Source organism: Acinetobacter sp. T_3_1 (assembly GCF_025377055.1).
GTDB lineage: Bacteria > Pseudomonadota > Gammaproteobacteria > Pseudomonadales > Moraxellaceae > Acinetobacter > Acinetobacter kookii.
The window spans coordinates 1-22,630 of the sequence record NZ_JACHVD010000005.1 but is presented as its reverse complement, the minus strand read 5'-3'; the positions used below and the strand labels follow the sequence as shown (position 1 = coordinate 22,630).

At 43.0% G+C, this 22,630-nt stretch carries 24 protein-coding genes; 15 read left to right on the top strand and 9 right to left on the bottom strand.

Going from position 1 to position 22,630, the window contains the following annotated elements; all coding sequences use genetic code 11:
• Nucleotides 1-39 precede the first annotated feature (39 nt).
• The 9 genes from H4I94_RS07415 (at nucleotide 40) to H4I94_RS07375 (ending at nucleotide 7,241) form a co-directional block, all read left to right on the top strand.
• Nucleotides 40-432 carry an ATP synthase subunit I gene (locus H4I94_RS07415; protein WP_092820019.1) on the top strand — a complete coding sequence of 131 codons (393 nt, stop codon included), beginning with the start codon at nucleotides 40-42 and terminating at the stop codon, nucleotides 430-432.
• 111 nt (nucleotides 433-543) lie between these two features.
• Nucleotides 544-1,419, top strand: coding sequence for a F0F1 ATP synthase subunit A (atpB, locus tag H4I94_RS07410; RefSeq protein ID WP_092820018.1), 876 nt, complete (start codon nucleotides 544-546; stop codon nucleotides 1,417-1,419).
• Between the two features lie 82 nt (nucleotides 1,420-1,501).
• Nucleotides 1,502-1,747, top strand: coding sequence for a F0F1 ATP synthase subunit C (atpE, locus tag H4I94_RS07405; protein WP_000424060.1), 246 nt, complete (start codon nucleotides 1,502-1,504; stop codon nucleotides 1,745-1,747).
• 38 nt (nucleotides 1,748-1,785) lie between these two features.
• Complete coding sequence (locus H4I94_RS07400; protein WP_092820017.1) at nucleotides 1,786-2,256, top strand: F0F1 ATP synthase subunit B; 471 nt, start codon at nucleotides 1,786-1,788, stop codon at nucleotides 2,254-2,256.
• Between the two features lie 12 nt (nucleotides 2,257-2,268).
• Nucleotides 2,269-2,805, top strand: coding sequence for a F0F1 ATP synthase subunit delta (locus tag H4I94_RS07395; protein ID WP_092820016.1), 537 nt, complete (start codon nucleotides 2,269-2,271; stop codon nucleotides 2,803-2,805).
• A 63-nt stretch (nucleotides 2,806-2,868) separates the two neighbouring features.
• A complete protein-coding gene (atpA, locus tag H4I94_RS07390; RefSeq protein ID WP_092820015.1) occupies nucleotides 2,869-4,413 on the top strand; it encodes a F0F1 ATP synthase subunit alpha in 1,545 nt (514 codons plus the stop codon).
• An 88-nt stretch (nucleotides 4,414-4,501) separates the two neighbouring features.
• The gene (gene atpG / locus H4I94_RS07385; RefSeq protein ID WP_131273470.1) at nucleotides 4,502-5,371 is read left to right on the top strand and encodes a F0F1 ATP synthase subunit gamma; all 870 of its coding nucleotides are present in this window, start codon (nucleotides 4,502-4,504) and stop codon (nucleotides 5,369-5,371) included.
• A gap of 29 nt (nucleotides 5,372-5,400) precedes the next feature.
• Nucleotides 5,401-6,795 (top strand): F0F1 ATP synthase subunit beta, encoded by a 1,395-nt coding sequence (atpD, locus tag H4I94_RS07380; protein WP_261182610.1) that lies wholly within the window; start codon nucleotides 5,401-5,403, stop codon nucleotides 6,793-6,795.
• Between the two features lie 26 nt (nucleotides 6,796-6,821).
• Nucleotides 6,822-7,241 (top strand): F0F1 ATP synthase subunit epsilon, encoded by a 420-nt coding sequence (locus H4I94_RS07375; protein WP_086196636.1) that lies wholly within the window; start codon nucleotides 6,822-6,824, stop codon nucleotides 7,239-7,241.
• A 119-nt stretch (nucleotides 7,242-7,360) separates the two neighbouring features.
• On the opposite strand, the gene H4I94_RS07370 is transcribed toward H4I94_RS07375, so the two are convergent.
• Nucleotides 7,361-8,299 (bottom strand): hypothetical protein, encoded by a 939-nt coding sequence (locus H4I94_RS07370; protein ID WP_261182609.1) that lies wholly within the window; start codon nucleotides 8,297-8,299, stop codon nucleotides 7,361-7,363.
• Between the two features lie 357 nt (nucleotides 8,300-8,656).
• Between H4I94_RS07370 and H4I94_RS07365 the strand changes: the two genes are divergently transcribed.
• Together H4I94_RS07365 and adhP are read left to right on the top strand one after the other, a co-directional pair.
• On the top strand, nucleotides 8,657-8,950 hold the full coding sequence (locus H4I94_RS07365) for a hypothetical protein (protein ID WP_261182606.1): 294 nt from the start codon (nucleotides 8,657-8,659) through the stop codon (nucleotides 8,948-8,950).
• A gap of 388 nt (nucleotides 8,951-9,338) precedes the next feature.
• Entirely contained in the window at nucleotides 9,339-10,370 is a 1,032-nt protein-coding gene (gene adhP / locus H4I94_RS07360; RefSeq protein WP_261182605.1) for an alcohol dehydrogenase AdhP, read from the top strand.
• Nucleotides 10,371-10,445: 75 nt separating this feature from the next.
• Here the strand turns inward: adhP and H4I94_RS07355 are convergent, their stop codons facing one another.
• The 5 genes from H4I94_RS07355 to H4I94_RS07335 form a co-directional block, all read right to left on the bottom strand.
• Nucleotides 10,446-11,057 carry a hypothetical protein gene (locus H4I94_RS07355; protein WP_261182604.1) on the bottom strand — a complete coding sequence of 204 codons (612 nt, stop codon included), beginning with the start codon at nucleotides 11,055-11,057 and terminating at the stop codon, nucleotides 10,446-10,448.
• A gap of 162 nt (nucleotides 11,058-11,219) precedes the next feature.
• The gene (locus H4I94_RS07350) at nucleotides 11,220-11,603 is read right to left on the bottom strand and encodes an RcnB family protein (RefSeq protein WP_261182603.1); all 384 of its coding nucleotides are present in this window, start codon (nucleotides 11,601-11,603) and stop codon (nucleotides 11,220-11,222) included.
• A gap of 477 nt (nucleotides 11,604-12,080) precedes the next feature.
• The gene (locus tag H4I94_RS07345; RefSeq protein WP_131273466.1) at nucleotides 12,081-12,626 is read right to left on the bottom strand and encodes a glutathione peroxidase; all 546 of its coding nucleotides are present in this window, start codon (nucleotides 12,624-12,626) and stop codon (nucleotides 12,081-12,083) included.
• A gap of 150 nt (nucleotides 12,627-12,776) precedes the next feature.
• Nucleotides 12,777-13,319: a hypothetical protein gene (locus tag H4I94_RS07340; RefSeq protein ID WP_261182602.1), complete on the bottom strand. Its 543-nt coding sequence runs from the start codon at nucleotides 13,317-13,319 to the stop codon at nucleotides 12,777-12,779.
• Between the two features lie 226 nt (nucleotides 13,320-13,545).
• Nucleotides 13,546-14,298 carry an AraC family transcriptional regulator gene (locus H4I94_RS07335; RefSeq protein ID WP_092820006.1) on the bottom strand — a complete coding sequence of 251 codons (753 nt, stop codon included), beginning with the start codon at nucleotides 14,296-14,298 and terminating at the stop codon, nucleotides 13,546-13,548.
• Between the two features lie 183 nt (nucleotides 14,299-14,481).
• Here H4I94_RS07335 and H4I94_RS07330 point away from each other — a divergent pair, with 183 nt between their 5' ends.
• Nucleotides 14,482-15,396 (top strand): DMT family transporter, encoded by a 915-nt coding sequence (locus H4I94_RS07330; protein ID WP_131273463.1) that lies wholly within the window; start codon nucleotides 14,482-14,484, stop codon nucleotides 15,394-15,396.
• Between the two features lie 419 nt (nucleotides 15,397-15,815).
• Here the strand turns inward: H4I94_RS07330 and H4I94_RS07325 are convergent, their stop codons facing one another.
• The 3 genes from H4I94_RS07325 to H4I94_RS07315 all read right to left on the bottom strand — a co-directional run bounded on the left by H4I94_RS07325 (nucleotide 15,816) and on the right by H4I94_RS07315 (nucleotide 18,829).
• Nucleotides 15,816-16,385, bottom strand: a complete 570-nt coding sequence (locus H4I94_RS07325) for an L-threonylcarbamoyladenylate synthase (protein WP_261182601.1) — start codon at nucleotides 16,383-16,385, stop codon at nucleotides 15,816-15,818.
• Between the two features lie 44 nt (nucleotides 16,386-16,429).
• Complete coding sequence (gene dprA / locus H4I94_RS07320; RefSeq protein ID WP_261182600.1) at nucleotides 16,430-17,575, bottom strand: DNA-processing protein DprA; 1,146 nt, start codon at nucleotides 17,573-17,575, stop codon at nucleotides 16,430-16,432.
• A 99-nt stretch (nucleotides 17,576-17,674) separates the two neighbouring features.
• Complete coding sequence (locus H4I94_RS07315; protein ID WP_131273460.1) at nucleotides 17,675-18,829, bottom strand: LysM peptidoglycan-binding domain-containing protein; 1,155 nt, start codon at nucleotides 18,827-18,829, stop codon at nucleotides 17,675-17,677.
• Between the two features lie 119 nt (nucleotides 18,830-18,948).
• On the opposite strand from H4I94_RS07315, the gene def reads away from it, so the two are divergent.
• The 3 genes from def to H4I94_RS07300 all read left to right on the top strand — a co-directional run bounded on the left by def (nucleotide 18,949) and on the right by H4I94_RS07300 (nucleotide 22,133).
• A complete protein-coding gene (gene def, locus H4I94_RS07310) occupies nucleotides 18,949-19,479 on the top strand; it encodes a peptide deformylase (RefSeq protein WP_092820001.1) in 531 nt (176 codons plus the stop codon).
• 94 nt (nucleotides 19,480-19,573) lie between these two features.
• A complete protein-coding gene (locus H4I94_RS07305; protein ID WP_131273459.1) occupies nucleotides 19,574-19,996 on the top strand; it encodes a DUF2946 family protein in 423 nt (140 codons plus the stop codon).
• Between the two features lie 157 nt (nucleotides 19,997-20,153).
• On the top strand, nucleotides 20,154-22,133 hold the full coding sequence (locus H4I94_RS07300; protein ID WP_409976733.1) for a TonB-dependent copper receptor: 1,980 nt from the start codon (nucleotides 20,154-20,156) through the stop codon (nucleotides 22,131-22,133).
• Nucleotides 22,134-22,630: the final 497 nt, after the last annotated feature.

Below are 22,630 nucleotides of genomic sequence, written 5' to 3'. Positions count from 1 at the left end.
CTAAATTTGTCAAGCATGAATGCTGTGAGTGAATAAATAATGAGCCGAACTAGTCGCATGATTGACCGACGATTAGCGAAAGCTTTAGTCATTTTACAAGCATGCATGATTCCTGTTTCAGCCTTGATAGCGTGGGTCGTGAAAGACTCAACTGCAGCTTACAGCGCCGCACTTGGTGCGTTGGTGTGCTGGCTTGCAAGTTGTTATTTTTCTTGGCAATCGTTTCGAGCAGCAGGTGCACGGGCTTCAAAACAGGTTCTGTCGAACATGTATAGAGGCTTGATGGGCAAGTTTGCAATTGTGATTGTTGGTTTCATTTTAATTTTAAGCACTGTCAAACCGTTGTCAGCGGTGGCATTGTTTTGTGGATTTATACTTGTTCAGACGATGACGTGGGTCGCACCTTTTTGGGCGTCACGACTCCGGAAATAAGTTTAAACACAACAAAAAATTGAAAAGTTTTTTAGGAGATGAACGAGATATCAGGCAGCACGCGATGTTCGTTCTCTCTATTTAGTATTTGACATTGACCAGGTGTGATTTATGGCTGCTGAAGAACATGCCCTTACTTCGACCGAGTACATCAAGCATCACTTGACCAATTTAACCTATGGCAAAATGCCTGATGGTTCTTGGAAATTGGCTGAGACTGCTGATGAAGCTCAACAGATGGGGTTCACTGCTATTCACTTGGATTCAATGGGTTGGTCTATCACTCTCGGTGTGGTTTTCTGTTTGTTGTTCTGGTTAGTAGCGAAAGCTGCAAACGCTGGTGTTCCTACCAAGTTCCAGTCTGCAATCGAAATGATCATCGAGTTTGTTGACTCAAGTGTCCGCGACACTTTCCATGGCAAGTCACGCTTAATTGCACCACTTGCATTGACCATTTTCGTGTGGATTTTCCTCATGAACGCAATGGACTTGATCCCGGTTGACTTTATCCCGTATACAGCTCAACTGATCGGTGCAAATGTATTTGGCATGGACCCGCATCACGTTTACTTCAAGATCGTTCCATCTACTGACCCTAACGTTACCCTTGGTATGTCATTGTCGGTATTTGTGCTTATCTTGTTCTATAGCATCCGTGAAAAGGGCATCGGCGGTTTCGTCGGCGAGTTAGCACTCAACCCATTTAACCCAAGTAACCCAGTTGCAAAAGCGTTGCTCATTCCAGTGAACTTGATTCTGGAACTCGTAACATTCCTTGCACGTCCAGTTTCATTGGCTCTACGACTTTTCGGTAACATGTATGCAGGTGAGTTAATCTTCATCCTCATCGCGTTATTACCGTTCTGGATCCAGTGGGCGTTGTCTGTGCCTTGGGCGATCTTCCACATTCTTGTTATTACGTTACAGGCGTTCATTTTCATGATGCTGACTATCGTATACTTGAGTATGGCTAGCGAAAAACATTAATGGTATTGCCTGACTGTCAAAGGATGGTTGGGCTTAATTTTTTACTTTAATTTGGTATATACCTAACCTCTGAGGAATTATCATGGAACTCACTTTAGGTCTAGTTGCAATTGCATCTGCTATCTTGATCGCTTTCGGTGCTTTAGGTACTGCGATTGGTTTTGGTCTTTTAGGCGGTCGCTTCCTTGAAGCTGTTGCTCGTCAACCAGAATTGGCTCCACAACTTCAAACTCGTATGTTCTTAATCGCGGGTCTTCTTGATGCTGTGCCTATGATCGGTGTTGGTATTGGCTTGTTCTTCATCTTCGCTAATCCATTTGTAGGTTAATCAGCTTAATTCCTAAATTAAACCATTGAGGAATAGCAATGAATATCAACCTCACATTGATTGGCCAAGCGATTGCATTTGCGATTTTCGTCGCATTCTGCATGAAGTTTGTATGGCCACCACTAATCAATGCGATTAGTGAGCGTCAGCGTAAAATCGCTGATGGCTTAAACGCTGCTGAAAAAGCAAAAGCTGACCTTGCCGATGCGCAAGCTCAAGTGAAAGCTGAATTAGACGCAGCTAAAGCACAAGCGGCTCAATTGATCGAACAAGCGAACCGTCGCGGTGCGCAATTGGTAGAAGAAGCGCGTACTCAAGCAGCTGCTGAAGGTGAGCGTATTCGTCAACAGGCGAAAGAAGCTGTTGATACTGAAATCAATGCTGCTCGCGAAGAATTACGTCAACAAGTTGCTGCTCTTGCAGTTGCCGGCGCAGAAAAAATTCTGACCCAGCAAGTTGACGCAGAAGCTCACAATGCCATGCTGACTCAGCTGGCTGCTAAACTTTAAGAGAGGCGGATTATGGCTGAACTCTTGACGTTGGCACGCCCATACGCTAAAGCAGCATTTGCTTACGCTTCTGAGCAAGGTGCAACTGACGCTTGGTCAAATGCATTAACTTTGCTCAGTGCTGCGGTGCAAGACGAAGCATTTTCAGCTTACTTAAATCGCCCTGAGCTTACTCCTGCAGAGCAGGTGAGTCTTTTTGCTAAAGTTTTAGGTGAAGATCAAACCGCAGCAGTGTCAAACTTTTTGACATTGCTTGCTGAAAATGACCGTTTGACTCTTCTTCCTGAAATTGAAGCAGAATACGAACAGCTCAAATCACAGAATAACAACACTGTGGATGTTGTGATTGAATCAGCATTCCCATTGTCTTCTACACAAGAACAAGTACTTGCAGATGCGTTGAAAAAACGCTTTAACGCTGCGGTAAATGTTTCTGTAGAAGTTAAACCAGAATTAATTGCTGGTGTAGTTATTCGTGCAGGCGACCAAGTGATAGATGATTCTGCGCTTAACAAGCTTGAAAAAATGCGGACTCGTCTTCTTGCGTAATTATTGATAAAAAATTACTGCGTAAAAGAAGACTGAACTTTAAAAAGATTGAGGTATAGCGCAATGCAACAACTGAATCCATCCGAGATCAGTGCGCTCATTAAACAGCGTATCGGCGATCTGGACACCAGCGCGACCGCTAAGAACGAAGGGACCATTGTTATGGTTTCCGACGGTATTGTGCGTATTCACGGCCTTGCTGATGCAATGTACGGTGAAATGATCGAATTCGACGGCGGCTTATTTGGTATGGCACTGAACCTAGAACAGGATTCAGTGGGTGCCGTTGTCTTAGGTAACTACTTAAGCCTTCAAGAAGGTCAAAAAGCGCGTTGCACAGGTCGTGTATTAGAAGTTCCGGTTGGTCCAGAACTTTTAGGCCGTGTAGTAGATGCTTTGGGTAACCCGATTGATGGTAAAGGCCCTATTGATGCAAAACTTACTGATGCTGTTGAAAAAGTAGCACCAGGTGTAATTTGGCGTCAATCAGTGGATGAACCTGTACAAACTGGTTATAAATCAGTAGATACAATGATCCCTGTAGGCCGTGGTCAACGTGAGTTGATCATTGGTGACCGTCAAACTGGTAAAACAGCAATGGCGATCGATGCGATCATCGCTCAGAAAAACTCTGGCATTAAATGTGTATACGTAGCTATTGGTCAAAAACAATCGACTATTGCTAACGTAGTGCGCAAGCTTGAAGAAACTGGCGCTATGGCGTACACAACTGTTGTAGCAGCTGCTGCAGCTGATCCTGCAGCAATGCAGTATCTGGCTCCTTATGCTGGCTGTACAATGGGCGAGTACTTCCGTGACCGCGGTGAAGACGCGCTTATCATTTATGATGACCTGTCTAAACAAGCTGTTGCTTACCGTCAAATTTCATTGCTTTTACGTCGTCCACCAGGTCGTGAAGCATATCCTGGTGACGTATTCTATTTACACAGCCGTTTACTTGAACGTGCTTCTCGTGTATCTGCTGACTACGTTGAGAAATTCACTAACGGTGAAGTTAAAGGCCAAACTGGTTCATTAACTGCATTGCCGATTATTGAAACTCAAGCCGGTGACGTATCTGCATTCGTACCAACAAACGTAATTTCGATTACTGATGGTCAGATCTTCCTTGAAACATCATTGTTCAACGCGGGTATCCGTCCTGCTGTGAACGCGGGTATCTCTGTATCTCGTGTTGGTGGTTCTGCTCAAACCAAGATCATCAAGAAATTGTCTGGTGGTATCCGTACCGCTTTGGCGCAATACCGTGAATTGGCAGCGTTTGCTCAGTTCGCTTCTGACCTTGACGAAGCAACTCGTAAGCAACTTGAACATGGTCAACGTGTAACTGAGTTAATGAAGCAAAAACAATATGCTCCTTACTCAATTGCTGACCAGGCTGTTTCAATTTATGCATCTAACGAAGGCTACATGGCTGACGTTGAAGTGAAGAAAATCGTTGCATTTGATGCTGCGTTAATTGCTTACTTCCGTTCAGAAAATGCTGCGTTAATGCAAAAAATCGATGAAACTGGTGATTACAACAAAGACATCGAAGCTGCAATCAAAGCAGGTATTGAAAGCTTCAAAGCGACTCAAACTTACTAAGTTTCAACTTTGTTGAATTTAGTTCTGGTTTGGTTCACGGATCAACCTTCGGAAGCTCGAAAGAGCTTTCGAATACTAGGTTAAGCGTATGGCAAATTTAAAAGAAATTCGCGCCAAAGTAGCTAGTATCAAAAGCACGCAGAAAATTACTCGCGCGATGCAGATGGTAGCAGCTTCTAAGATGCGTCGTGCGCAAGAGCGCATGGCTCAAGGCCGTCCGTATGCCGAAAATATGCACCGTGTAATTGCTCATTTGGTACAAGCGAACCCTGAATACAAACACCGTTATATGGTTGAACGCCCGGTTAAGCGCGTTGGCTATATCATTGTGTCATCAGATCGCGGCCTTGCTGGTGGCTTGAACATTAACTTGTTCAAAAAAGTGGTTAAACACGTACAACAGCAACAAGAGCAGTCAATTGAAGTTCAATTTGCTTTAATTGGTCAAAAAGCGGTTTCGTTTTTTAAAAACTACGGCGGTAAAGTGCTTGGTGCAACTACAAGCGTAGGTGATGCACCAAGTCTTGAACAGTTAACTGGTTCTGTACAGGTGATGTTGGACGCTTATGATAAAGGCGAGTTAGATCGTATTTATCTGGTGTCAAACGGCTTTGTCAATGCCATGACTCAAAACCAAAAGATCGAGCAGCTCGTTCCTTTAGCAGCTGCTGAAGAAAGCGAAGGCCTGAACCGTCAATACGGTTGGGACTATATCTATGAACCAGAAGCTGAAGAGCTTTTAAATGGTTTATTGGTTCGTTACATCGAGTCTATGGTTTATCAAGGCGTGATTGAAAACATCGCGTGTGAACAGTCTGCACGTATGGTTGCAATGAAAGCTGCAACAGATAACGCGGGTGAGCTGATCAAGAGCCTACAACTTATTTATAACAAGCTGCGTCAAGCCGCGATTACTCAGGAAATTTCTGAGATCGTTGGTGGTGCCGCTGCCGTTTAACATTATTAGTTTGAATTGAGGAGACAGCAATGAGTAGCGGTCGTATCATTCAGATCATCGGCGCGGTTATCGACGTCGAGTTTGAACGTAACAGCGTTCCTAAGATCTATGACGCTCTCCAAGTTGACGGTACTGAAACTACATTAGAAGTTCAGCAACAACTTGGTGATGGCGTAGTTCGTACCATCGCAATGGGATCTACTGAAGGTCTTAAACGTGGTTTGAACGTAACTAACACTGGCGCGCCTATCTCTGTACCTGTAGGTACTGCATGTTTAGGCCGTATCATGGACGTTCTTGGTCGCCCTATCGACGAAGCTGGTCCAGTTGCAACTGAAGAACGTTTGCCGATTCACCGTCAAGCACCTTCTTATGCTGAACAAGCAGCATCTACTGACCTTTTAGAAACTGGTATTAAAGTCATTGACTTACTTTGCCCGTTTGCTAAAGGTGGTAAAGTTGGTCTGTTCGGTGGTGCCGGTGTTGGTAAAACTGTAAACATGATGGAGTTGATTAACAACATCGCTAAAGCGCACTCAGGTTTATCTGTGTTTGCTGGTGTTGGTGAGCGTACTCGTGAAGGTAACGACTTCTATCACGAGATGAAAGACTCTAACGTACTTGACAAAGTAGCGATGGTTTACGGTCAGATGAACGAGCCACCGGGTAACCGTTTACGCGTAGCGTTGACTGGTTTGACCATGGCTGAGTACTTCCGTGACGAGAAAGACGAAAACGGTAAAGGCCGTGACGTACTATTGTTCGTAGACAACATCTACCGTTATACACTGGCAGGTACTGAAGTATCAGCACTTCTAGGTCGTATGCCATCTGCAGTAGGTTACCAACCGACTCTTGCAGAAGAGATGGGTGTTCTTCAAGAACGTATTACATCGACTAAGTCTGGTTCTATTACGTCAATCCAAGCGGTATACGTACCTGCCGATGACTTAACAGATCCATCGCCTGCTACTACCTTCGCTCACTTGGACGCAACTGTAGTATTGAGTCGTGATATCGCATCTTCTGGTATTTACCCAGCGATCGATCCACTTGACTCTACTTCACGTCAGTTAGATCCATTAGTTGTAGGTGCTGAGCATTACGAAATTGCTCGTTCAGTTCAAAACGTTCTTCAACGTTATAAAGAATTGAAAGACATCATCGCGATTCTTGGTATGGACGAATTGGCTGAAGAAGACAAACTTACTGTATACCGTGCACGTAAGATCCAACGTTTCTTCTCTCAACCGTTCCACGTAGCTGAAGTGTTTACTGGTGCTCCTGGTAAACTTGTACCGCTTAAAGAAACAATTCGTGGCTTTAAAGGTCTTCTAGCTGGTGAATACGATCACATCCCAGAACAAGCGTTCTATATGGTTGGTGGTATTGACGAAGTGATTGCTAAAGCCGAGAAACTTTAATTAGCTACCTAATTTAGGAGATTCTCATGGCGACTATGCAATGTGACGTTGTAAGTGTTAAAGAGTCTTTGTACTCAGGCACTGTAACTATGCTAATTGCTAAAGGTGCTGGTGGTGAGTTGGGTATTATGCCTGGCCATGCTCCGCTGGTAACTTTACTCAAGCCGGGTGCAATCCGCGTTCTGCTTGAAAATGGTACAGAAGAGTTAATCTATGTATCTGGTGGTGTACTTGAAGTTCAACCGCACGTTGTTACTGTACTTGCAGACACTGCAGTCCGTGCTGACAACCTTGATGAAGCCGCAATTATTGAAGCTCGTAAACAAGCTGAACAATTGCTAGCAAATCAAAAGAGCGACTTGGACTCTGCTGCTGCGCTTGCTGCTCTTGCAGAAACCGCTGCACAGCTGGAAACCATCCGCAAAATCAAAAACCGCGCTCAATAAGACACGGTTCGAGATTGAAAAACCACCCGAAAGGGTGGTTTTTTTATTTTTAAATTCTTTTTACTTCCCCAAGAGATTATTCCTGCTTAAAAAGCAGAGTGAATTTTCTATATTTAATTCTATTTTTCTTTAAAGAAAGCCTGTCTGAGTTGACCGAACAACATATCACTCACTTTGTCATCTTGTGTTTTAATCAGTTGCTTCAATTTTTCAGCTTTGGGTGTATCTTCCGGAACGATAATTTCTTCTCCAGATTGGTCAGCATATGAAATAGGTTGCGGGTTTGCTGTGGCCAGATTGGATGAAGCGGGATATTCAACATGCCAAAGCTGAGTTGAAAGCGCCATGATGTATTTATATTCATCCGTATCTGGCTGAAAACGTTTATACAGTTGCAAATCTTGTAATGATTCTAAACGATCCCCTGGGGCAGTGGAGGAGGGATTTTGCCCTTCGACAATGATCGGGTGAATTTCATGTTGCATCAAATGGTAGTCAAGCCAGTCACCAAGCAGGTTATGGTCAATATCTGCAACATAATCGCTGTTTTGTTGGACCAATTGTTGTAGCCGTTGCAATACGCTCATTTCTTGTTGTTGAAGTGCGTAACGTGCTTCAGTGTCCAGTTGTTGCAATTCTTTCATGGGCAAGTCTAAAAAACGTTGTTGCTGTTCAAAAGCATCAACAATATTGCTTTGATAGAGATTATTCCATTGTTGCAAGGCATGAATTTCCAATTGTTGAATTTCTTTAAATGCTTTGCTTTTGTAGTGACTGAGTTTAATACGCTGAATATTTTGTTGATTCAATTCAATTCGTTGTTTGATGTATTCAACATAAGGACCAGTTTGCTTTGGGCTGACCGGTTGGATGACATCCACCAATAACAACTGCTGTTGTTGATTATGTTTGAGCCAGTCTTGAATCAGTTGAACATCTTTTATAGGGTGAGAAAAAAATTGATTTAAGCGTGGCATAGCTTTTTCAGGCATGATGAAATGCAACACGCCATACGCCATGATTGCTAAACAGACCACCACTAGAATCATTTTTTTCATGTTATAAAATATTTTTCTGTGTTTGCTATTTATACATATAATAGAAAAAATGAGGGGTGGCTAACGTTTTTTATAAAAAATATTAATTATATATAGTGAAAATGGAAAACAGAGCAGAGTTAATAAATGTTTAGCTTAAAAGCCTCTCATTCCCTCCTTCATTCAAACTTGGTATCTCGACCTTTTTAGATTACCTATACCCATGTTTTTACTTCCAGAAAATTGGCTTTTGCCGGGATATTTCAAGCCAATAAATTTCATTTCAACAATGCAGAAATAATATCTAAAGTTGCATAGCTTATAAGCAGATATTGGGTATAGATTAAAAGTATCTACTTTGAATGCTTATGGTTTTAGATGAACCTTATCGAACATGAACCGCACTTTTGGGAACTTTACCAAGAAGATATTCATTATTACCTTAGTATTGCAGTGGATATGAGCTCGGTCGTATCCTGCTGGGACCTGGTTTTAACGCAAGATGAAATCCTGGCCTATAAACAGTACGGTCGGAAGAGTATTGAGGAACTGGCAAAGTCGATGGTTGCTGCAGCGTATAAAGGTGATTTTTCTGCTATGGAAAGCCGTCTAGCCTCATCTAAAGAAAAACAAGCGATGCAGGCTGCTTTTAAACAATGGCGTGTACAGTAAAATCCATGAGTCGGTAAGGATGAACCTCATCGCTAAGATGAAAAATCACCTTTAATAATTATGTTCACTCTCTATAAATCTTAGTAAAAATCTAAGTTAAACGTGACATGTCTAGTTCTTATCCGTTGCCCGAATCCCGACTTTAGCAAGATTGGCTATGCCTTGCTGTTATTTATAGTCTTACCAGTGATTTTTTTCAAATCAGCTTCAAAATAAGAAACAATCATTTTAGAGCCGGCACACCTTGTACTGCTGAACGGCAAACACATCTAAAGTGATCAAATCCGATACAAATCCACTCATTTTGATGATTTATTGTTCGATATAGTAGGGCTGTGGCTCCTCTAACAAGAGTCTTCTCAGTATGCGTAATATGGAGAACATCAATATGGCGAATACAATGAAAGCCGCGGTGGTTACGGCATTTAACCAGCCGCTGCAAATACAAGAACTGGAAATTCCGAAAATCAGTCCGGGCAAAGTACTGGTGAAAATTATTGCAACAGGTGTTTGTCATACCGATCTGCATGCCATGCATGGGGATTGGCCGGTAAAACCGACTTTACCTTTTGTTCCCGGCCATGAAGGTGTGGGTGAAGTCATAGAGGTCGGTGAGGGTGTAGAGCATTTAAAGGTGGGAGATATTGTAGGTGTTCCGTGGCTGTATTCTGCATGTGGTCATTGCGATCATTGCTATGCAGGCTGGGAAACCTTGTGTAAGAAGCAGCAAAATTCGGGTTATTCAGTGAATGGCAGTTTTGCTGAATATTGCCTAGCAGATGGTGACTACGTCGGCGTGATTCCTGAAGGTGTTGATCTGCTGGAAATTGCTCCGATTTTGTGTGCTGGCGTGACAGTCTATAAAGGTTTGAAAATGACAGAGGCCAAAACCGGGGACTGGGTGGCCATTTCCGGGATTGGTGGCCTAGGCCATGTGGCAATTCAGTATGCCAAGACCATGGGTTTTAATGTGGTGGCAATTGATGTGGATGATTCTAAACTGGAACTGGCCAAAAACTTGGGTGCCGATGTAGCCATTAATGCCCTGAACGTGGACGTCAAGGAAGAAGTCATGAAAGCCACGGGTGAGGGTTGCCACGGGGTTTTGGTGACCGCGGTATCGCCAAAGGCATTTGAACAGGCGGTGGCAATTGTTCGTCGTGGTGGTACGATGGTTTTAAACGGTTTGCCAGCAGGAACCTTTGACTTGTCGATTTTTAATATGGTGCTGGAAGGGATTACCGTGCGCGGTTCGATTGTCGGAACGCGTCTGGACTTGAAAGAAGCACTGGATATTGCAGCGCGCGGCAAGGTTAAGGCGCATATCCATGTTGAACCGCTTGAAAATATTAACGATATTTTTGAACGTATGGAGCAGGGTAAAATTGATGGCCGTATCGTAATTGATATGAGACTTTAATCTTCAATTTAAACAGACCAATTCTGCAGGACCCTGAATTGGTCTTTATTTTTAGAGGCTTTATTTACAGGGGAATTAACTTTCCTGATTAGATTCATTTTGCCCTGAATCATTCTGACCTTCAGGAATCATCATGCTGGCCAGTTTAATCATTTCCATCTGGATCGTACCCATCTGTTGTTCAATTTTCTTCAAATCGACCTGAGTCAAGTCAAGCTCGCCATTTAAAAACGGCGTAGCCAGTACTTGCTGATTGGCCTGCATCAAATTTTGACGAATGGAATCAATTTCCTGACTTTTCAGGTTCAGGCTGCTGAGTGCCTGGTCAAAGCCTTTTAACTGGGTTTTTAAGGATTCTGCAGTGTTTTGTAATTGCTGCTGGTCATGATTGGAAACCGCTGCTTCTAAATCCGTTTGGGTCTGTTTGAGCTGTTCAATATAGTTACCGGTTTTCAATTGCATATCGGCAACATCACGGACGATATAAAACATGTTGCCGCTTTTCAGTTCGGCTGTAGCTGAAGGTTCTGTAGCAGACTGGGTAGAGACCTGTTCGGAGACTTCGCTGGAAGGTGACGTTTCATTTTCTGTTGCATCCAGTTTATTGGCCTGTTCACAACCAATCAACAAAAGGCCCGCACTAAACATCACAAAAGGAGAAACCGCATTTTGGATGAATTTTTTCATATCTCTTTCATTTCAGCTTCAATCAATACCTCACAATATGGGGACAAAATGTGGAGAAAAAACTGATTGTTGCAAAGCAATAACAAATATTTTAAATATCAGCGGATAGGTGATTAAAAAAGAGCGCCGCAGCGCTCTTCAGATTTAGACAATTTACTCAAATCAATTTGACATAATTTTCACAATACTGTGATTAAGCGTGTTAATCAGGACATAGTCTCCATTAACGCGAATCCAGCGCTGATTTTTGCCCGGTTTGCTCAGATTTTTATAACGCTTATGATCAATGGTGTAGCCTTGACCATAATAATGTGAAGGCAGGGCCTGGCCTGCTTTCCAGTCGCGGGATGGTTTTAAAACCCGGTCCTGTACCATGTCATGATGACGCTGTTCAGCGTGCTGCTGGCCATGTGTATTACCCGAATGCATATTTTGGGCATGACTGTTATTTTCGTGGGCATGAGCAGGTGGCGCAGCGATTGCTGCAGGTGCTGCGAGCACGGCAGTGGTTAAAGCAAAGAGTCCAGCGTGGACTAGTTTTTTCATGGATTTACCTATATTTAAAATAGCGATCTGCCAATATTTTTATTTCACCCCTAAGTTAAAGAGAAAACGTGAATAATCTATTGTATAAATGTAACTTGCCAGCTGCTCTGAAGCACGGATGACATGGAATTCTCCGAATCATTTCCTTGACTTGAGTCTGCCAATTTCTCTTTGCTTGCTGATCAGGAATTTTTCCAAGGGGTAGGGCAATCGGTTTTCATTATCCGTAAGTAGCTTGTTTTGTCTGGTGATGATTTTGATCGGCATCTCATATAGGGCAGCTTATTTCACCCGTGTGATGATAAAAACTGGGGATAAGAAGGGGATAGAAATGGCCTGACCTTCGCCCGGTTCTGGGCCATGTTTAACCGATTTCATGGCTGGACGGTTTTTTGAAAAGTAAAATAATTATATAAAAAATAAAGCCGGCTTCAGCTTGAATTAAACAAGATGAGCCGGCCGGTCTAGAACATGCTTTTATTTGGCAAGTTCAGCATTAACCGCATCAACAATACGCGGATCATCGGCTGTGATGTCGGGGGCAAAGCGTGCAACCACTTCACCTTTTTTATTGATCAGGAATTTTTCGAAGTTCCATAACACTTCAGGCGGCTCATTTGGAGTCAGGCCATAATCGACCAGGTCTTTCCACCAAGGCCCTTCGCCGATACGTTCAGGAATGGCCTGGGTCAGGGTTTGATAAAGCGGGTGCTTGTCTTCCCCTGCGACGGAAATTTTAGAAAATAGTGGAAAATCCACCTGATAATTCACAGAGCAGAACTCCTGGATTTCTGCATCTGAACCCGGTTCCTGCGCTAGGAAGTTATTGGCCGGAAAACCTAAAATCTCTAGTCCCTGGTCTTGCTTTTCTTTATACAGTTTTTGCAGACCTTCATATTGTGGGGTTAAACCGCATTTAGATGCGACATTCACCAACAGCAAAACTTTGCCTGTATATTGATTTAAGGTGATGTCCTGTCCGGCAATGGTCTTGACGGGAATGTCATAAACAGATTGGCTCATAGAAAGTCCTTGAATATTTAAACTTGAATGACTGCTTTGTTTTAAAGCTTATTGGGTCAATCGACAAGTCTTTATTGATATCTCATCAGAAATCTTTTATGCCGGACAAAGAAAAACAGGCCAATTGACCTGTTTTTATCATGTAATGCATTATTGTGCGGTTTTGACTTTATTTTCCAAGGCCTGCATGTCGGCGACCAGTTCTTTTTGCAATTGCATCGCTCGGTTTCGCAGTTCATCAATTTTTTTCATATCCGGTTTTTCCGCTATGCTTTCTTCGGAAAGTTCGATACCCAGATTATTGGACTCTTTGATTTTTTCCCGCACTTTGTCTAGCTCGGTACTTTTCAGGGATAAAGCATCCAGGTCCCGGTTAAAGTTGGCAATATAGGTTTTCATTTCTGCAACGGTCGTGCGTAGACTGGCTTTATCGCCTTTTTGCGCAGCCTGATTGGCTTTATCCTGTAAGTCTAAGGCCTCTTTGGAACGATTTTGGGAGAGGGTCTGGATTTCAACTAAATCATTTTTAATATCTTTGAGATTGTTTGTACTCAGCGCTACAGTTGCAGGTTGTGTAGTTGCAGGGGAGGAAGTTGTGGCTGCTGACGATGCGGGTGCTTCATTGGGTTTTTTATCACAGGCCGTTAATGCCAGAGCGGCAACACAGAGTGAAGCCAGTAATGGTGTTTTCATATCGCATCCTTATAGATCCAATGACAACATCAGACCTAACTATTTAAAAAAATTAAAAACATTAAAAAAATTAAAAACATTAAAGACGTGAAGAAATATATTCTAGAGACACCTTTCAATAGCGTGCTTTCATCAAAATGGCATAGGACTTTAGCCCGTGACTAGGGCATTTTTGTTGTGAAGCTGCTGCAAATTGCAAAGCAGGTGATTTAAGTTCATATAAGTATTAGATATCACGCAGTTGTGCAGGTGTCTGTTCAGTATAGCGTTTAAAAAACTCAATAAAGCTGGAACTGTGCTGATAACCCAGTTCATAGGCCAGTTTTTTCACTGTCTTGCCTTGGCGAACTTGAGCGATCGCATATAAAATTTTGGCCCGATTGCGCCATTCGGATAAGCTCAATTGCAATTCTTGCTGGCTCAGGCGCAGTAAATGCCGTTCGCTCATCGGCAAGCCGCTAAGAAGTTGCTGTAAACTCCTGTGAAATAGCTGTGGATCGGCTAATTGCTGCAATAGCGGCTTAAGCAAAACATGGTTGGTTTGCGGTAAATAGTGATCGTATGCTGTTGCAGTTTTGAGTTGATCCATCAGTACCAGTAATAAATGCTGATAATGCAGTGTGGTTATCCCCTGTTGTTTTTGCTCTAGGATTTCATGCACCAAATGCCGCAGAAAGGGGCGAATACTTAAGGTTTTGGTATCGGGGGCGAAATGCCGACATAAACAGGGATGGACCCGAATACAGACATAGTGGGTGATTTGTTCATCCAGTGCGATAGAGGTATGAGCTGTTTGTGGCGGAAGCCAGAGACCATAGTTCGGTGGCGACAGATAAATCTGTCCTTCAATTTCATATTCCAAAATACCATTCAAACTAAAATTGAAATCACCCCATAATGAACTGTGTGGCGCAATAACTTCATCTTTCTGATAAAAGAAATCATCCACTTCTATATAGTTTTGAATCTGCTTAAGCATTTGAATGTCCTTGATTTTTATGTCTGCGTCTATTCATGCCTGAAAGAGCTTGGCTACCATTTCAATTGCCATCACCCCATTCTTCAGTGTCCTGAGCGCAGTATTAATGTCTGAAATTCGATATTCTAATTATTTCAGACTTCAGTAAAAATAAAAATTGAACATTCAGGCATGGTACAGGGCATGACACAGCAACACAAAACAGTCTGGTGGGCATTCACTTTGCCATTACTCGCCGTTTTAATCTGGTCCATGAATATTACCGTAACACGCTATGTGGCGGACTATATTTCACCTGTCAGTATCAGCTTCTATCGCTGGCTGGTGGCTTTTTTGGTCTTAACCCCATTTATGCTGGGCAAGGTCTGGCGTGAACGGCAGCTGGTTTTGGCGCACTGGAAACAGCTGGCGGTACTGGGGGCTTTTGGCATGGTGCTGTATCAGGGTCTGGGTTATAGCGCAGCGCATTATACTACCGCCACCAATATGGGTATTATTAATGCCTTTATCCCGGTATTTACCATCTTTGTGTCCATGCTCATGCTGAAGGACATTCCCAACCGTTTTGCCGTTGTAGGCAGCATGCTGTCTTTTGCCGGTTTGCTCTATGTCATGGCACAAGGGAATTTCAGCCAACTTGTGCAGTCCGGGGGACATCTGGGTGATGTGATGATGGTGCTGGCGGTGTTTTTTTATGCCTTTTATGGGGTTTTTCTGAAAAAGTGGCAACTGCAGATTCCCTTGCTGATTAGCCTGTATGTACAGATTATTTTTGCCCTGCTTTACCATTTGCCCTTCGTTTTATACTTGGGGCTGGATGCAATTGATCAACACAATGTAAGCAGTGTGCTGTATGCCGGTATTTTCCCCTCTTTAATTGCACCACTGGTGTGGATGCTGGCGGTACAGATAATCGGGCCGAATCGTACCAGTATTTTTATGAATTTAATGCCGGTCTGTACGGCCATTATTGCCAAACTTTGGTTGGGTGAAGCATGGACGATTTACCACAGTATTGGAGGACTGGTCATTTTATCGGGCATTTTATTGGCTCAGAAAAAAGAGAGCATCCTTAAAACGGCCAAGTTAAATACATAAGGGTTAAATAATGGATTAAAAAACAGACAAACGAATTGGTTTTTAACAATTATTTTTTATGGAAATAAAGTCTGAGTAATGAGTATAAAAAGCATTTTAAATGGATGTTTTGCTAAAAGATAATTAAAAAATAGTGAGATAATTTAAATTGTTAATAAAAAATGATAACTATTTGATAGTTTTTAACTGTCTTTTTAGATAAATAATATATTTGTATAAAGAAATTAATTATTACATAATATTTATATCGTGAATGTTTAAGTTATTCTTAACAATCTTTAAACCTTCACAATCAGATTCACAGACCCTCTGGATGTGATTTATACACATCCTTTTTATGCTCAACCGTCCCTATATGGTTGAGCTTTTTTTTTGCCTGAAAATAATGTTCAGCACGCATCCTACCAAAATGATCCGCATTAAGCGCGGATCACTTCACCTGTTTCAGCATCCATAATACGGCTAGGTTCTTTGCTCAAACCCAAATCGCCATTTAAATAATCCAGCTGACTGGAAAAATACTGGCTGGCTTCCTGAAGGGAGCGGGCAGGGCTTCCCCCTGCAGGATTGGCACTGGTCGAAACAATAAACCCGTTAAAGGCATTGCAGAGCGCAACGCATAAGGGATGTGTGGTGACCCGTACCGCTACTTTGGGATGGTTGCCTTTAATCCATGCCGGAATATGGTTGCCTGCAGGTAACAGCCATGTGGTTGCACGTTCAGTAGGAGAGCGATGGCTCCAGGAATCAATGACCTGTTGGCGCATTTCTGCGGTCAGCGGTTTTAACAGAGGTTCGACTTGTGCAATTTGCGCTGCCAGTAAAATTACCCCTTTTTCAATGGGACGTTGCTTTAAGCGTAAAATTTCCAAGAATGCTTGTTCGTTAAAAGGATCACAGCCTAAGCCCCAAACTGCCTCTGTAGGATATGCTAAAACATGTCCCTGTTTTAAACATTGAGCAGCTTCGGCAACAGAGGTGGTAATCATCAGATTTTTTTCCCTTCACATTTGTTAAAGTGCTATTGTGAACCTTATTTTTCGGGACGACAACGTAGATATAAGCCTGCTTGCTGGGTACACAAGCCAAGTAATTCCAGTTCCATCAATTGGCTGGTCAGTGTGGCAACGTCTAATTGTAGATGAGTAACCAGCTCATCCAGATGTTGTCCGATCCAGTCTAGCTGATTATACAAAGTGCTTAAATGCGCTGGCAGTTCGGGCTGGGCATCCAAAGGTGCGAGTTTACTGGTCTGTTCAAGATGCTGTTGAGCTTGCCATTGTGTCGGCAGGGCCAGATCTTCAATCACCTGTTCAGGATGATCGACTAAAATGCCACCTTCACGAATCAGTTGATGGCAACCTTGATGATGCTCGCTATAAATATGTCCCGGAATGGCAAACACCAATTTTCCCTGTTCCGCTGCCAGTTTTGCCGTAATCAGTGAACCACTTTTTAAAGTGGCTTCGGCAACAATGACCCCTAGGCTTAAGGCACTGACAATACGGTTGCGCCGTGGAAAATGGTGCTGTAAGGGAGGGGTTCCAGGTAAAAATTCGGTAATCACCGTGCCAGCCTGAGCAAGAATCTGCTGTCGCAAAGACTGATGTTGTGTCGGATAGGTTTGATCCAGGCCGGTACCCATCACGGCAATGGTGCGATTGTGCTGCAAAGCCCCTTGATGCGCGGCTTCATCAATGCCTTGTGCCAAGCCACTGCCAATATAAAAGCCCTTTTCACTGAGGTAATAGGCAAAGTCATAGGCCACTTGCCGCCCGTGATTGCTGGGTTTACGGCTACCGACAATGGCAATTTGCGGTTGCAACAGGGCTTGGGCATCGCCCTGGCCAAACAGGATCGGCGGTTTATCGGCATAGGGCAGCAGCTGCTGCGGGTAATGTGCATCTTCCTGCAACAGCACAAAATCACTCTGTTTCTGGATCAGATCAATACAATGCTGAAATTGCCGCTGCGATTCAGGAAGATGAAAATCTCGCAGCCGCTGAATATGGTTTTTATGAATGCCAAGCTTTTGCCAGGTTTCGATTTGATCGGGCTGTGCTGCCTCGACCAGATGGCTGTAGTATTCCTGAATTTTATAAAAGCTGGTGAGCGAGTGTTGTACCAGAAACCATAGCCGAATGTAATCCAGCTGCAAAGAGCTTAATGAACTGAGCATAACGAGACCTTGAAAGATGTCTTCTTTTTATTGTTTAAATTATTGTTTAAAAAATAAAATGAGGCTGAATCTCAGCCTCATTTTATTTTGATTGAAGGATTATTCATCCATCAGTGGTGGTTGAATGCCAGCACCGACTTTAATCGGCAATTCGCTATCCAGTACATAGGCATAACTCAGGTTATCAAAGCTCTTAAATACCATGATGTTACCAATACGCTGTCCAGGGAGCTGAATACGCTCTTTGGTTTTCGGGTCAGTCACGACTTCGCCTTTCTGGGTTACCGTCAAGACTTGTCCGGCTTGAACCCCTTGCAAGCTACCACGGTCAATCGTCACCACACTGTGTTTTGCAGCGGTGCCAATCGAACCCATTACGCGAACCACTTGTCCACCGGCAGCAACATCTTCAGCATTGGTCGGGTAGAACAAGGTTGGCAGCATTGGATCATATTCAGGCAGTACACGGTCACCACGACGAACTTCAGCATTATAGGTATCTGTCAGTTCAAGTGTAGTAATGTCATTTTCACCACGGACGGCAACACCAGATGCCACCTGAATTAATTCAAGGCCGGCATTGTATTTTTTGCCTTTAGCATCGGTAAACATATACGGTTCACCTTCACGGTAAACGGCATAGCGTTGACCCACTTCCAGGCCATTGCCGCGTGCATAAACGGTTTGACCTTGAGCCGCCAGAACCCGTTGATCCGCCGTGCCTAAAATGTATGGCGTACCGGTGATGGATTCAGGTGCCACAATCGTGCTGCGTTCCAGCCACTGCTTGATGTATTCCAGTGGAATGACCGGAATGGCATTGTTTAATGATTCCACCCGAACCTGAGGCTGCAACTTGGTGCCACCGGTATAACGACGGATAATCCCTTCACAGCCATCACCTTCATCTTTACCGATGATCGGTTTGCCATTATAGGTACACATGAGCAGGCGGTCGCCCGGGAAAATCCAGTGTGGATTTTTCACATGTTTATTGCTGGCCCAGATTTCAGGCCAACGTACCGGATTCTTCAAAAATCTTTTGGAAATATCCCATAAAGTATCGCCTTTTTTCACCACATATACTTGTGGTGCTCCGGCTTTTAATGCAGGTGGATTGATATTGCGGGCAGGTGCTGCTTCAGCAACGCTGACCATGCCGGCCCCAACACTTACACATACGGCAAGTGCCAATAATTGTTTTTTAAACCCCAAGGCACTAAAAGTTGGCATGCCCTTCAAAACCTTTTTCATTATCATAATTCCTAAAATTATGTATGTAGTTGCGTTATAATAACGATATTACACACATTTTTTTGATGAAGCATTCCTTCATTTTGTTTTTTGATCAATGGCATAAGTGAGGACACCGTATGGCCTTATTACCTATTTTAAGTTTCCCGGATCCCCGTCTTCGTACCATTGCTAAACCAGTCGAAGAAGTCACTGATGAAATTCGTCAGCTCGCAGCCGATATGTTTGAAACCATGTATGAAGCCCCAGGTATTGGTTTGGCAGCTACACAGGTGGATCGTCATATTCAGCTGATTGTCATGGATTTATCTGAAAATAAAGATCAACCCATGGTATTCATTAACCCCAAAGTTACGCCATTAACTGAAGAAACTCAGCCTTATGAAGAAGGCTGTCTGTCAGTGCCTCAAATATACGATAAAGTTGAGCGTCCGTCACGTGTAAAAATCGAGGCAATTAACCTTGAGGGTCAATCATTTGAGCTGGAAGCGGACGAACTTCTCGCTGTTTGTATTCAACATGAAATGGATCACTTAAATGGTAAATTATTTGTTGATTATTTATCGCCTTTAAAACGTCAACGTGCACGTGAAAAAGTAGAAAAAGTGGTGCGTCAGCGCCAAAAAGAAAAAGTCGCGGTGAAACGCTAATCCATACAACTTCTGGATTAAATAGCTTAAAAAAAAAGCCCAATTCAAATTGGGCTTTGTTATACTGGCCTCCGACAAATTTTAGGATTTGCCTGTGCTTTTTCGTAATGGTCTACTGCTATCCTGTATAGCCGTATTTTTACAGATTGCTGTGTTTTTACAGCCTTTGCTGCCGAAGCAATATCAGATTGCTCCGGTCTGTGAAACCATTACGCGTGCATTATTGCAAAAACCTGCTTCACCGCACATTTCCGCATCTACACATGCACATCATCAGTTGCATCAAGATCATCAACAGCAATCTGTAGAACATGATCATCATGATGCCAGTCATCAATGTCAGTATTGTACTGTCTACGGCAATCTGGTTTTGCCGCCAGAGCTTGAAGTCAAAGAAGTTTTAGACCGTATTCAAGTGCGGTTACTGGCATTCCAGAAGACCTTTGGTCATGTCTGGTTTGTTCTACAGCGACTCTTTCTCATTCCTCAAGGCCGAGCCCCGCCAATATTCGCTTAAACCATGTTTTATACGCCGGGTCTTCACTGACTTAGGCACAGTTATATTTATGATTTAAGTGAGAAATAAAATGGCTCAGCCAAAATTCTTTTTACAGCCACTTGCGGCTGCGATTTGTGTTGCCTGTTATTCAGCTTCAGCCTTTGCTGAGCAGCAAATGGCAACAGTGCAAACTTTAGCTCCTATCGTGGTGACTGCTCATCAGGGCAATGATGCCAATGGCTTGATTGTGCATGCCGATCCCAAACAGCCCATCCAGCCGATTCCAGCCAGTGATGGAGCAGACTATCTGCAAAGCATTATGGGATTCAGTTCGATCAAAAATGGCGGCACCAATGGCGATGTGACTTTCCGTGGCATGTTTGGTTCACGGATTAAAATTTTAGCCGATGGTTCGGAAAATCTGGGTGCCTGTCCAAACCGTATGGATGCACCGACATCTTATATTTCACCGGAAAGCTATGACCGTATTTCGGTGATCAAAGGACCGCAAACGGTGCAATATGCCAATACCGGTTCGGCTGCGACAGTGCTCTTTGAACGTGGTCCGGAAACTGAATTAACGGCTGAAAAAAATTATCGTGGTCAGGCCAGTGTGCTGGCAGGTTCATATGGACGACTGGATCATAATCTTGAAGCTGCTGTTGGCGATGAGCAGAAATACGTTCGCCTGAATGCCAACCGTTCTGTGTCGGATAGCTATAAAGATGGGGATGGCAATACAGTTCCTTCAGACTGGGAGCGCTGGAATGCAGATATCGCTTTAGGTTGGACACCGGATGAAAATACCTGGGTGGAACTGACGGGTGGCAAGGCTGATGGTGAAGCTGTTTATGCAGGCCGCTCGATGGATGGGTCGAAATTTGCCCGTGAAAGTCTGGGACTTCGTCTCGAAAAGAAAAATGTCACCGATGTGATCAAGAAAATCGAAGCACAAGTGAACTATAGCTTTAATGATCATGTCATGGATAACTTTAGCTTACGTGAATTTAAACCAGATGGCATGATGAATATGCCTATGGCTTCCAACGTGGCACGAGAAACCTTAAATGCCCGTCTGGCTGTTACTCATCAATGGGATAAACTGCAATTCATTACAGGTGTTGACAGTCAAAATAACCAACACTCTAAGCGCAGTGGCAGTTTGATGAAACCCTATCAAGATCAAGCACGTAGCAAAGATATGAAATTCCGCTCATATGGTGCCTTTGGCGAGCTCAGTTATCAACTGAATGAGCAAAATAAATGGGTGGGTGGTGTTCGTGTCGATCAGGTGAATGTCAAAGACTTACGCTCTGAATCTGTAGACAAAGGCTATAACCTGGAATTAGATAAAACATTACCAAGTGCATTTATCCGTCTTGAAAATCAGCATCCAGAACATGATGCCAAAACTTATATTGGTTTAGGTTATGTTGAGCGTATGCCGGATTATTGGGAGCTGTTTAGTACTGCGCATGGTAATCCCGGAACTGTGAACTCATTTAATGGTATCGACACTGAAAAAACCTTGCAGCTTGATTTGGGTTATCAACATGAACATGGCGCAGTCAATTCCTGGGTTTCTGCTTATGCGGGCTTAGTCAATGATTATGTGTTGATGAGTTATCATGTCCATAGTATGCCGGGCATGATGAGTCATGGCAAAACTGCAGGTGCTAAAAATGTCGATGCGACCATTGCTGGTGCAGAAGCCGGAGTGGGCTATCAATTTACCGATCATCTGCAGGCTGATGTCAGTGCGATGTATGCCTGGGGTAAAAACACCACCGACGATAAACCTTTACCGCAAATTGCACCTTTGGAAGGACGGGTAAATCTTCGTTATATTCAAGATAAATACACTTTGGGTGCATTATGGCGAGTGGTTGCAGCACAAAATCGTATCAGTCAAGATCAGGGCAATATCGTAGGTTATGACTTGGCCGAAAGCAGCGGTTTCGCAACCTTGTCGTTGAATGGTACTTACCAAATTCGTGATGGTGTCGATTTGTCTGTAGGTGTAGATAACCTGTTTGATAAAACCTATAGCGAACATTTAAACAAGGCGGGTAGTGCAGGTTTTGGTTTTGCTGCAGATGAGCAATTCAACAATATTGGCCGAAACTATTGGGCACGGGTGAGTATGAAGTTCTAATCTGTCTTTAAATTAAGCTAAAAGCAGGAGTATTCTCCTGCTTTTTTAATTTTTTTAGTTTACAAAATTTATATTTTTCATGAACTTAAATAAAATTGGTATTTCTAAATAAAATAATGAATATTTTTATTTAAATAATTTAATTATATAAAACATGAACTTATTAATTTTATGGATTATAAAATAAACACCCGATTCAACTGATTTTAAAAAGGTGTTGCAAGCCCCTTAAAATGCTGTAGAATGCACATCCATCGGCGGTGATGAAGATTAAAACTTCTGATAAAACAGCAACTTAGTTAAAATTGATTGAGTTGGGTTTTAGAGAGAAAGTTTAAAATAATTTGAATTACTGATTGACACTGGGAATATCTAGTGTAATATAGCCGACCTAGCTTGCTGGTGACGAACCAGGAAGAAGATCATTAAGAGATTATGAAGAACAACTTGTGTGGATTTTTACTGGTTGATTGATCGAAATTATTTTCATTGATTGA